The sequence below is a fragment of the Sediminibacterium sp. KACHI17 genome (assembly GCF_040362915.1).
In the GTDB taxonomy this organism is placed as follows: Bacteria; Bacteroidota; Bacteroidia; order Chitinophagales; family Chitinophagaceae; genus Sediminibacterium.
Window position 1 is genome coordinate 1,705,017 of the sequence record NZ_AP029612.1, and the last position, 12,607, is coordinate 1,717,623.

Sequence of the window (12,607 nt, forward strand, 5' to 3'; positions counted from 1 at the left end):
TTCATTCCTTTCATTTTACCTGTGGTACTTGTTTTTTATCCGACTGATGATTGATATAATAACACACAGGTGTATCATTATTACGTGCGAACAAAATGATGTTTCTATTTTTTTGTTGAATCATTGAGATGTCTCTCACCTGTCCCTTTACTGATAAACCAGATACTGATGCTGTCTGAGGTTCGAAAACATTATTTCCTTTATTGATCAAAACATGCCCATAAGAAGCATCAACACTACAAAACTGAGGCAACAGATCAAAGAAATTACCTGCTAATACAATATCATTTTTACCATCTTGGTTAAGGTCTGTGATCACAGATGCATGAACAGAAGATAATTGTACCATATAGGGTAAGGTCATCAGTTTAAATTGTCCCTTACCGTTATTGATCGCAATTGAATTAGCTGCATTGTTTACTGTTAAGCGTTTAACATCTTTCAACCCATCTTTGAAGATCTGTTCAATGGTTTTATCCGCAAAATCAGAGTGCTTGAGATTTGATTTTTTCAGTGATGGGATCTGATCTGTAATATCTTTTTTCAGAAATACAGGAACATCTTTTTTCTGAATACTATGACTGAAAATTTTATCAATAGTCGCATTTTGGTCAAAATCTTTGATCCAAAGAGAAACAGGTTCTTCAGAAGTTGGTCTCATGTAAAAATTCTGCCCAATATTTCCCAATACCAGATCAAGATGTCCATCTCCATTTAAATCGCCAACGGATAAAGACTGCCACCATCCCAATTCCTTTTCCAGTCCGGTAGATCGCTCTTGAAATGTACCATTTGAGAAAGTAAAGATTTTAGGAGACATCCATTCTCCTGTAATGATCAATTCATTTTTATTATCGCTATCTATATCCACCCATGCAGCATCTGTTACCATACCTAACTGATCCATAAAAGGAGCGGCCTTTCCTGTAACATCAGTGAATTTACCTCCTCCATCATTATGGTATAGATAGCTTTTGGGGGAGATGCCATAATTCTGTGGTTCACTTCTGCTACCGATAAAAAGATCGGTTTTACCATCCGAATCATAATCCAATGCTACTGCAATACCCGCATTCGTATGGCTTAGCGGAAAAGTACCGGACTGCAATACGAAATTGCCGGCTCCATCATTCATGTAAAGCTGGTGTTGGTATTTTTCAGAAGAAGCAGGTACAAAGTTGCCGCCACCACCAGTAAACAGATCCATATCTCCATCTTGATCCGCATCAAAGAAAAGTGCAGCAGTTACATCATTGAAAGTAAATTTCTCAAAATCAGGTATTTTCTTTTTTAAAAAACCTTGCGATGTCTGTAGATACAATTGCGATGGTTGACCAACAGCTCCTCCAATAAATAGGTCTTCCAGTCCGTCTTTGTTCACATCAGCCACTGCTGTTTTTGGGCCTTGTTTCGAGAGCATGAACGGAATATTTCTTTCTTGATAGAAATCAATATGTTCATCTTCCTTATGCGCATCGAATGAGAGAGCAGACAGAGAAAGCAGTGTCTCGTTTACAACAGCCTGTTGTGGCTGCCAAGGTCTTACTTTAGCACTGTCATAGTGAATATGCTGTAAGCTATTGACAGCAGCATTGGTAAACGTATAAATGGTATTATTAGGCCATTGTATCTGAATAGAATCGATACGGTTTTTGCCTATTCCAATAGTTTGTTTGTATTCTATTGATGATTGAAATCCTTTACTCGGGATCAGCTCTCTGGTGATCAATTGATCGCCTGCAAACACTTTGATCTTACTGCCTATTGCAAAGGGATTATTGTCTTTGTAGTGTAATTGCAAAGCGATGTACTTGTTTGCAGAATCATCATTACTCGTATTTCTATATACAAGTGCTTCCTGATTTACATTGTTAATGATGAGGTCGAGATCTCCATCATTATCAAGATCTGCATAAGAAGCCCCGTTTGAAAATGTTGGTTGATCAAGCCCCCATTCCTGTTCGGCATCTTTGAATTTAAGGTTACCGAGATTCTTAAATGCTTTATTGGGAATAGGAACAGAAGGCATTTTATCAATGACTGTATTAACTTCTTCTTTCTTCCCTTTCAATACCATTTGATTCACCACATCATTGGCAAAAAAGTCGATAAAATCCTGATCGGTGACATCACGATAGATACCGTTACATACCAGGATATCAGACAACCCATCATTATCTGCATCAAACATCAATGCACCCCAACTCCAGTCACTGGCAGCTACGCCACTGAAAAAACCGGTTTCCAAAAACCGTCCTTCCCCATTGTTGACTTGTAATGCATTTTGAGTGTATTGATTATAAAAACCCTGATCTTGTTTTAATTTGAATACATCATAATTTTCGAAAGAAGTATTTGTTTTCAATCGATAATCATCTCCCGGTAACATATCGGTAGTGAAAATATCAGGTTTACCATCATTGTTGATGTCTTGCAGATCTGCACCCATCGATGAAAAACTGATATGTTGTGTGCGATTTTCTATTTCATCTTTAAAAGTTCCATTTTGTTGATTGATGTATAAGTAGTCTTTTTCAAAAAAGTCATTGGATACATATACATCCGGATATCCGTCCAGGTTTACATCACCCACGGTCACTCCTAAACCGAAACTGATGATACTACCATAAATACCTGCTTCTTTAGTAACGTCGGTAAACTTATGATTGTCGTTTCGCAGTAAGTGATCGCCACCGCCTTTTAGAAATTCAGCATAAGGCGCTTCTGCATCAGGGATGCTACGCATGTTTGCATAGTTCAGTGAGTTGACGGGAATGGGACTGTTATTTACCAGGAAGCAATCCAGGTCACCATCTAAATCATAATCAAAGAAAGATGCATGGGTCGTATAACCATCATTGTCAAGACCATATTCAGCTGCCTTTTCGGTAAAAGTGAGGTTCTTGTTATTGATGTACAGTTTATTTTTTCTCAATGCTTTATTAAGCATATTTCCGGCGTTACATACATAAATATCAAGCCATCCATCTGCGTTAATATCAACGAAGACGACCCCTGTACTCCATTCATTGTTGTATGTTATTCCGGCTTTTGTAGTAATATCTTCAAACTTGAAGTCGCCTTTATTGAGATATAGTTTATTACTGCTTTGATTGGCCGTAAAGAAAACTTCAGGCAACCCATCATTATTTAAATCTCCGGTAGCTACTCCACCGCCGTTATAAAAATTACGGTACTTAAATACATTAAAAGACTCCGATTCTGTAAGTGTGTTTTTAAAATTGATATTCGAATCAGACACAAGTGAGTACAATGTCTTTTTACGATCATTCTTACAGGCTGTAATGCAAGCGCAACAAATAATTAATAACCAGATTCTATAGCGTATCATAGTATGCTAAAATAGTATAAATACCGGCTGGTATTGTTGAAGTATTGGATAATCTAAACATAAAAAAGCCGGTTCAAATTGAACCGGCTTTTGGAAATTATACGTTCTAACTGAATTAGTAACCTACGTTCTGCTTCAGATTAGGATTAGATGCTAAGGCAGTAGTTGGAATTGGATATACTGCTTTGTAAGCTTCTGATGCGTTTGGTCTTTCTTCAACAGGAGCGTTGAATCTTCCGAAACGAATCATATCTGTTCTTCTGTGACCTTCGAGGTAAAGTTCACGACCTCTTTCAGCCAATAATGAAGTCAATGTTACAGCTGTAAGTGGAGAAGCTCCTCTCAATGTACGGATGCTGTTTACAATGGTCAATGGTGTTTCACCATTTGCACCTGTTGTGCCGCCTCTCAGTAACGCTTCAGCTTTCATCAGACGAACGTCTGCAAAGCGAAGGAAAGGAAACTCATTCTGGCTGCCCCATGCACCATCATTGATTGTTGCTGGATCCAGAGGGAATTTATTTACACGAATACCGCTTGCTTCTCCGTTGAAGAAAATAGATGCAGTACGAGTGAAGACAAGTGGGTTACCACTTCTGTCATACAGATCACCGATTGGATCACCGATCACACCTGGCTCTTTAGGATTGCTAGGCTTAACAGGACCACGTGCTTGTCCAACAAGGAAACCAGCGTTAGAACCTACTAAGTTAGTATAACCAGCCAGCGGAGTTGATTTACGAACGTCAACATCTTCAAAGCTATCATAGAATTGAGACAGTGTTACGAAACCATTCCAGCTTGATGGACGTTGGTTGTAGTGCCAGCTTTGGCAAGTCTGCCAAACCAGGTTAGCACCGTTACCAGCTCTCGCATCACTTCCAGCTTTACGTACAAAGATGTTTTCAGAAGAAGCAGTACCGTTGTTCCATTTGAAGTTATCCCAGTATTGAGGGTCTAAGCTCAGGTTAACGTTAGCTGCAACCAGATTACAATATTCAATCACCTTGTTCATATCTGCTGGTGCAAAAGTGAATGGACCTGCAGGTGAAGCCGGATCTTGTTTGTAAACTGCTTTGTTCAGGTATGCTTTAGCCAATAAAGCCCAAGCTGCTTCTTTAGTAGCCTGACCTCTGTTGTTTCTGTCATAAGCTGGCAGGTTTGGTACTGCAGCTTCAAGTTCAGCGATCACCGCATCGATAGCAGCTGATCTTGTTAACACATCAGGAATTGCGTTTGCAGCTGCAGTTGCAGGACGTGTTTGAACTTGACCATAAATATCACATACCAGGAGACGGAAGAAAGCACGCAGGAACTGACCTTCAGCTTTTGTCAAGCCAGTAGCAGTTTCAGCCACCAAAGTTGTTTGGAAAAGTGCTCCGTTCAAACCATTCCAAGTATCATTGATCTGGTTATGATCAGGACCCCAGGTATGCAGGTGCAGACGACGCCATGTACCGAAGTCATCCCAGTCAGTACCACGTGTTGGGCCCATGATTTCATCGGTAGAGTGCTCTTGCAAGCCAAACCAGTTACCCTGGCCACCGGTTAATTGGTTTAATTGTTCATACACCGCTGCGATAGATGGTGGAGTTGGAGCTCCGCTACCGCTATTTGGTGCAATTGAGTTCGGTGCTTCCAGCTTTGGATCAAGCTTGGAGCAGGATACGGTAAGTGCAGCAACAGCAGCGACAACCGGTACAAACCTACTTTTTAGAATATTTTTCATTGCTTTCAGTATTTATTATTTAAAATCCAACATTTAAACCTACTGTAATGATCCTTGGTCTTGGATATTGAGTGTAGTCAAATCCGCGAGAAGGAATACCATTGATGTTTTTGTCAACATTCACTTCAGGATCGATGCCAGAGTATCCGGTAATCAACGCCAGGTTCTGACCTGATGCGAATACTGACATAGACTTGAAGAGGCTGTTTTTCTTCAGGTTAAATGCATAGCTCAGATTCACGTTTGCAAGACGGATGAAATCACCCTTCTCTAAGAAACGAGTTGAAACTGATCCAGGGTTAAATGGATTCTCAGGTCCGTTACCCACTTCATATGTTACGTTACGAGCGTTACGCAAGCTACCTTTCAGGAATAATGCGTTTGCTGTATTGTTATATACGTGGAAACCTGTGATAGCGTTCAAGAACACGCTCAAATTCCATCTGCCATATGAGAAATTATTGGTCAAACCGGCGAAGAATGTAGGCAATGCAGAACCAACCAGTCTGTTGGCAGCACCATTACCATAACGAGCGTTACCGTTACCGTCAAAGCCATTGAATACTGGCATTGACCAAGTAAAGATAGAAGATCCGTTGGTCAGGGTTTGTGCAAAGGCACCAGTCAGACCCTGTCCACTCACCGCACCAGTATTGATTGGTGTTGGAAGACCTTCGATATTGTTATTTACGGTTGTCATGTTATAGCTGATATCCCAGCTGAACTTCTTGCCTTGGATAGCACGATAGTTAACACTTGCTTCCCATCCTTTGTTGATTACTTTACCATCTAAATTAATCCACCAGTTAGCAGTCGGAGCAAAACCTCCCGGTGTTGGAGCAAAGAACAACATGTTGGTACGCTTGTTATTGTAGTAATCCAAGGTTACCGATAATCTTTTGTCTTTGGTAGTGAAATCAACTCCAAAGCCTGTAGTAGCTACTTCTTCCCATTTCAGGTCAGGATTACCCTGCTGGATGAAACGAGTAACAGGACCAGAACCTACATCAAATGTCTGCTGTAAGTTAAGGGCTGCATAAGAACCTAAGTTATCCTGGCTACCCAGTTTACCATAGTTCGCTCTGAAGCTCAGATCGCTAAGGAAACCTCCGAAGATGTTCTGCATCCAAGACTCTTCCAATGCTCTCCATTTGAAGGCAAAGGCAGGGAATGTTGCATAACGGTTGTTAGAACCGAATTTCGAAGATCCATCAGATCTTACTGTTACAGTCAAGAAGTATTTGTCGTTGTAAGTGTAGTTCAAACGACCGAATACAGATTGTAATTCGTTTTTGTCATATCCCGGAACAAAGTTTGCATAATTGGTAAATGCATTGTAATCTTTTACGAATACATCGTTAGGACCAGTAACCGGAGTTTTCAGTCCCCAACCAAATGAGGCATTGTAACGGTTTTCAAAACTCTGATAAGAATAACCTGCTATAGCATTGATAGCATGCTTCTCATTGAAAGTTTTATCATAAGTCAAATAATGCTCAACCAAGGTTGATTTGGTCTCCAGATTTTGTCTGGTTGTACGACCGTTACCTTGAATACCATTACCATAATCTTTACCGAATACGTTGATAGTACCGCCATAAGCGTTAGAACCCAAACGAGGATCAGCAAAAGAAGTTCTTTGAGATTTAGAATTATCTAAACCTAATACTACTTTATAGCTGAGGTCTTTTGTGATCTGGTAGCTTGCAGAGAAGTTACCCAGGAAACGATTGATATAATCGTTATCAGTGAAGTAAGCCAGCATCTGTGCAGGGTTACGCTGATCACCTGGCTGGTAGAAAGTACCATCTGAATTATAGATAGGGTTGGTTGGGTTGAACTGCAATGCAGCACCTAACAAACTACCCTGATAACCTGCGTTATTAGAAAGTGGCGCATAAGAGTTTTCTGTTCTTGACATGGTCATGTTAGCTTCCAACTTCAACTTATCGTTGAATAATTTTTGGCTAATGTTTGCGCGACCAGTTAATCTCTCAAGACCAGTATTCTTAATGATACCTTCCTGATTGTCATAAGAACCGCTCAAACGTACAGAAGTACCTTTGTTGCTCATTGACCAGCTTAAGTTGTGGTTCTGAGAAATAGCTGTTCTGAAGATCACATCTTGCCAATCAGTATTGGCACCTCTGTCGATACCTACTACAGCAGCAGCAGCAGCGTCAGGTGAAGCACCTCCGTCGATATTGGCTTTTTTAGCTGCCAATAAGAAATCTTGTGCATTCATCAAGTCATAACGACGAGCAGTTTGTGCAAGTGTAGTAGAAGCACCGTAAGAAAACACGCCACCTTTACCACCTTTACCTTGCTTGGTAGTGATCAAGATTACACCATTCGCACCTCTTGAACCGTAAATAGCAGCAGCAGATGCATCTTTCAGCACTGTAATGCTTTCGATATCTGTTGGGTTCAAAAAGATCAATGGGTTTTTAGCGGTTGTACCACCTTCAACACCACTTCCGTTGGTTCCCAATGTACCACCTTGAATCAGGGGCACACCATCAATAACGTACAATGGTTCCTGTGCACCACTGATAGAACCAGTACCTCTGATGTTAATGGTTGCAGCAGCTCCGGGCTCACCCGTAGAAGGTGTAACAAGCACACCTGCTGTACGACCCTGTAACAATTGCTCAGGAGAAGCGATCTGGCCTTTGTTGAAATCTTTTTCAGTAACACGAGAAACAGAACCAGTCACGTCTTTTGACTTTCTGGTACCGTAACCTACTACTACTACATCAGCAAGCGCATCCGCAGAAGCGGTAAGCGATACATTAGCAGTATTGGAGGCTGAAATGTTCACGTCAGCAGAAGCGTATCCAGCATAAGATACTGTTAGCGTTCTTGCCGATGAAGGAACAGTAATTTTAAAAGTACCATCTGCACCGGTTTGAGCACCAGTCGTTGATCCTTTTACTAACACAGAAGCACCTGCAAGAGGCGATCCGTCCTTTGAATCGGTTACTTTACCGGTAACCGTTTTTGTTTGTGCCTGCGCGAATAGGGTAAATACGCAAGCGAGTAAACCCACTAAAGCAGGCCTGACAAGCTTCGAAAGATTCATAAATGGCAGTTTATTGGTTATTAAGCGTGTACAAAGTACACATTTTTTTCAGAAACAAAATATTTTCTTAAAATTTTGTGAATCTGAGCCAACGTGTAAAATGCACTCCATTTCCAAGACCGTATTATCCCTAAAAAAGATGCACAATTCAGGAATTTTAAGGGCTTCAAAAGATTTTAAACTCGATTAATCGATAGATAATCAGTCATTTAGGTGTATTTACAGCATTTCCGCAAAGGTTTGCTGTGGAAATTTTCTTTACTTTTCCCTTTTAATTAGGCAATCGCATGACCAATACCACGCTGAAAAAAATATCAGAGATACTCGGTATTAGTATCTCAACCGTCTCACGTGCGCTGAAACACCATCCGGATATATCCGTAAAGACCCGCGAAAAGGTCATCGAACTGGCGCGTACACTGGATTATGAACCTAATGCCAATGCTGTTCAACTGAGAACGAAGAACAGTAGACTCCTGGGATTAATGGTGCCGACGATCTCCAATTACTTTTACGAAACCTTTATCGCTGCCGTAGAAGAGGATGCCAGAAAAAATGGCTACGCAGTTATGATCCTTCAATCCGGTAATGACCCATTGATCGAAGCTGAAAACCTGAAACTCTTCAGACAAAATCGGGTATCCGGTGTATTTGTTTGCCTAAGCTCGAATACAAAAGACATGAGCAGCTTTGAAAAAATGTATGAGCTAGAAATACCCGTTCTCTTTTTTGATAATGTTCCCCAGGAATCAGGGGTACATAAGATTTGCCTGGCAGATAAAAAAAGTGCTCAGTTAGCGGCTGAACTGATTTTACAACATCCCTATCAATCAATTCTCGCCATCTTTGGCAATCCGGCATTATCGATCACTAAAAAAAGGGAAGCCGCATTGAAAAATGCGTTCCAATCACATCCACATATTTCCTTACTGATCGAACATGCCAATAGCTCTGATGAAGCAAAAAACATTTGTCATGAGATGCTCAATAAACATCTTCCGGATATTATTTTCTGTATGAGTGATGAAGTGTTGATCGGTGTATTAAAAACCATTCAGGAGAAAGGACTTCGTTATCCTGATAATATTGCTTTACTCACCATCAGCAATGGTACCATTCCCAGGCTCTTTCATCCACAGATCACCTACATTGAAACTAGTGGCGAAAAACTTGGTAAAGCTGCTTTTGCACATATGCTCAATTGCATACAAACCAAACATGCACCAACTGAATTATTGGTCGATGCAGTGCTGATCAATGGTGGATCACTTTAAACATCATAAACAAAGAATCATGAATGTAACATGATGAACTATAGAAAAATACTTCACCATTCAGTACGCTATGTCCATCATTTCAATGTGCCGATTGCTTTTGCAAAAATCGCACTCAGTCCTTCATCGGCTCTGCCTGCTACTTCTATGATCTCTGAAATGTTTACGGGCTGTAGGTGATCCGGATCACACTCATCGGTGATCACACTCACAGCAGCACAACGCAAGCCTATATGATTGGCCACGATCACTTCCGGAACAGTACTCATGCCCACCATATCTGCTCCTGCTGCACGTAAATAACGATACTCAGCCCTTGTTTCCAGATTAGGTCCCTGCACTGCTACATACACACCATGTAACAATTCTTTTTGTGTAGCATGTGCTGCTTTGATGAGTTGTTGACCAATTCCATCATCATAAGGTTTACACATGTCTACAAAGCGATTCCCAAATGCTGGATCATTCAATCCACGCAATGGATTTTCGGGTAATAAATTGATATGATCATTGATCAATACCATATCTCCTTTCTTAAACAATGGATTCATGCCTCCTGCCGCATTACTCAATAATAAAAACTGAATACCCAATGCTTTCATGACTCTGATCGGAAAAGTAATTTGCTGCATACTGTATCCTTCATAATAATGAAAGCGCCCTTGCATGGCCATCACTTTTTTTCCTTGAACCGTACCATAGATCAATTGTCCTTTATGAAATTCTACGGTAGCTGTCGGAAAGTGAGGAATCTCGTGATAAGGAATGGTAAGACTGATATCAATGTGTTGTATAAAAGAGCCCAAACCAGTTCCCAATACAACCGCTACTTCCGGATTTTGAAACCCTTTTTCTCTTAAAAAAGACGCGCATTCGTCAACCTTTTGCAACATATTCTCCATAATAACCAGTAATTTTTCAATCTGTAAATTAAAACTATCTGCGTTCAATGAACGTATTTATTATATGCAAAGATTGTTCCTCTTTATAATGAGTATCATACCATTGATGGGAACTACTATTCCTTCCAGTGCTCAAACAATGCAACCGATAGAAAAGATATCATTCACAAAAGTATCCCAGCAACTATTACTTCAGGTAAAAAGAAGAGAATCACCGGATTCTTTGGTCCAACTCTTACAACAGATTTCAGCTGAAGAACTGCATCAAGCACTTAATACGGATGATCAGAAAAAAGCTTTTTGGTTAAATATCTATAATGCATTTACCCAATTATCATTAACAAAGAATCCGGAAAAGTATAAAAAACGCGGACAATTCTTCGGACAAAAAAATATTGTGATCGCCGGAGAGAAATTAAGTCTTGATCGTATTGAACATGGATTATTGCGTCGTTCAAAAACGAAATGGAGTTTGGGTTATGTTAATCGTTTATTCCCTTCCTCTTTTGAAAAGAAACATCGGGTTGACACTGTTGATTACCGAATTCATTTTGCGTTGAATTGTGGCGCAAAAAGTTGCCCTCCCATTGCCTTCTATCGACCAGAACAACTAAATCAGCAATTGGATTTGGCAACGCGTGTATACTTAAGGAATGAAGCAGTATATGACACTGCCCATAATAAGTTGAAATTACCCGCCATCATGGGATGGTTCAGAGCTGATTTCGGAGGAAAGAAAAAAATGAAAGAACTATTAAAGAAGATCAGTGTTATCCCTAATGAGTCAAACCCTTCGATCTCTTTTAAAAAATACGACTGGAATCTTTATTTAGATAATTACAAAACCGACTAACATGGCTAATCATTATTACAATGCTGAAGATCTTGGAAAATTTGGTGCTATTGGTGAGTATCAAAAAGAAATGGCGGATAAATTCTTTGCATGGTATGGCGAAGTATTCAAAGACAGTGCACTGAGCGCACGCGAAAAATCATTGATCGCACTTGCTGTTGCACATGCAGTACAATGTCCATATTGTATTGACGCTTACAGCAGTGATGCTTATGAAAAAGGATGGAGTGAAGCACAAATGATGGAAGCTGTTCACGTAGCATCTGCTATTAAAGGAGGAGCAGCATTGGTACATGGTGTTCAAATGATGAATAAGGTGAAATCCATTTCCATGTAATGCTTGAACAAAGCAGAAATACATACACATGAAATCATTAAAAGCTTTGCAACACGCTTTAGCGGATGCAGGACATCAGATCGATATTTTAGAACACGAAAAAAACTTACCGCTTTTCACGGATAAAATGAAAGCAGTGGGTTTATTTCCGTTGCTCCCTAAAGAACCTGAGATCTTTCAGGTCAACGTTGGAAAAATGTGTAACCAGGTTTGCAAACATTGTCATGTAGATGCCGGTCCAGACAGAAAAGAGATCATGACCAAAGAAACCATGATGCTTTGCTTAAGTGTTCTGGAAAAAAATCCTTCTTTCACAACAGTGGACCTAACAGGTGGAGCTCCTGAAATGAATCCTGATTTCAGATGGTTTGTATCTGAGATCAAAAAACTAAACAGACATATCATTGTTCGCTGTAACCTTACCATCATTCTGGCCAATAAAAAATACCACGACCTTCCAGAATTCTTTAAACAACATGATATCGAAGTTGTGTCTTCACTTCCCTTTTACACTCAAGATAGGACAGACAGACAAAGAGGTAATGGTGTTTTTGAAGATTCGATCAAAGCACTACAAATGTTGAATGCTGTGGGTTATGGTATTGACGGTACCGGATTATCCTTAAACCTGGTATACAATCCGGCTGGCGCTTTTCTTCCGCCTTCACAAACTGCATTAGAAAAGGAATATAAAGATGCTTTATTGGAACGATACAATATTCATTTCAATCAGTTGTATGTGATCACCAATATGCCCATCAGTCGTTATCTGGATTATCTTTTGGTGAGTGGTAACTACAGCGCTTATATGGAAAAACTGATACAGGCTTTTAATCCAGCTGCAGCTGCCAATGTGATGTGTAGGAATACACTCTCTGTTGGATGGGATGGTTATTTATACGACTGTGATTTCAATCAGATGCTTGATTTAAAAGTGGGCTGTTCAGGCGCAGATCATTTATCCAATTATTCATCATCAGCTATTCGTCAACGCGAGATCATTCTCAACCAACACTGTTATGGTTGTACTGCCGGATCAGGATCTAGCTGTGGCGGTGCTGTTACATAAACTAAGATC

The 12,607-nt window shown here is 40.1% G+C and carries 8 protein-coding genes; 4 read left to right on the top strand and 4 right to left on the bottom strand.

The genetic code is table 11. The features are described from left to right. Positions 1–10: 10 nt before the first annotated feature. The 3 genes from ABXG83_RS07480 to ABXG83_RS07490 form a co-directional block, all read right to left on the bottom strand. The gene (locus tag ABXG83_RS07480) at positions 11–3,262 is read right to left on the bottom strand and encodes a VCBS repeat-containing protein (RefSeq protein WP_353548230.1); all 3,252 of its coding nucleotides are present in this window, start codon (positions 3,260–3,262) and stop codon (positions 11–13) included. A 205-nt stretch (positions 3,263–3,467) separates the two neighbouring features. Continuing rightward, positions 3,468–5,081, bottom strand: a complete 1,614-nt coding sequence (locus ABXG83_RS07485; protein WP_353548231.1) for a RagB/SusD family nutrient uptake outer membrane protein — start codon at positions 5,079–5,081, stop codon at positions 3,468–3,470. A gap of 19 nt (positions 5,082–5,100) precedes the next feature. After that, complete coding sequence (locus tag ABXG83_RS07490) at positions 5,101–8,163, bottom strand: SusC/RagA family TonB-linked outer membrane protein (RefSeq protein WP_353548232.1); 3,063 nt, start codon at positions 8,161–8,163, stop codon at positions 5,101–5,103. A gap of 287 nt (positions 8,164–8,450) precedes the next feature. Between ABXG83_RS07490 and ABXG83_RS07495 the strand changes: the two genes are divergently transcribed. Beyond that, complete coding sequence (locus ABXG83_RS07495) at positions 8,451–9,437, top strand: LacI family DNA-binding transcriptional regulator (protein ID WP_353548233.1); 987 nt, start codon at positions 8,451–8,453, stop codon at positions 9,435–9,437. A gap of 77 nt (positions 9,438–9,514) precedes the next feature. On the opposite strand, the gene ABXG83_RS07500 is transcribed toward ABXG83_RS07495, so the two are convergent. Continuing rightward, the gene (locus ABXG83_RS07500) at positions 9,515–10,339 is read right to left on the bottom strand and encodes a purine-nucleoside phosphorylase (RefSeq protein WP_353548234.1); all 825 of its coding nucleotides are present in this window, start codon (positions 10,337–10,339) and stop codon (positions 9,515–9,517) included. 64 nt (positions 10,340–10,403) lie between these two features. On the opposite strand from ABXG83_RS07500, the gene ABXG83_RS07505 reads away from it, so the two are divergent. From ABXG83_RS07505 to arsS, 3 genes are read left to right on the top strand one after another with little or no spacing between them, the layout of a single operon-like run. After that, complete coding sequence (locus ABXG83_RS07505; protein ID WP_353548235.1) at positions 10,404–11,192, top strand: DUF547 domain-containing protein; 789 nt, start codon at positions 10,404–10,406, stop codon at positions 11,190–11,192. Position 11,193: 1 nt separating this feature from the next. Next, positions 11,194–11,529 carry an arsenosugar biosynthesis-associated peroxidase-like protein gene (locus tag ABXG83_RS07510; RefSeq protein WP_353548236.1) on the top strand — a complete coding sequence of 112 codons (336 nt, stop codon included), beginning with the start codon at positions 11,194–11,196 and terminating at the stop codon, positions 11,527–11,529. A 28-nt stretch (positions 11,530–11,557) separates the two neighbouring features. Continuing rightward, positions 11,558–12,598: an arsenosugar biosynthesis radical SAM (seleno)protein ArsS gene (arsS, locus tag ABXG83_RS07515; RefSeq protein WP_353548237.1), complete on the top strand. Its 1,041-nt coding sequence runs from the start codon at positions 11,558–11,560 to the stop codon at positions 12,596–12,598. Positions 12,599–12,607: the final 9 nt, after the last annotated feature.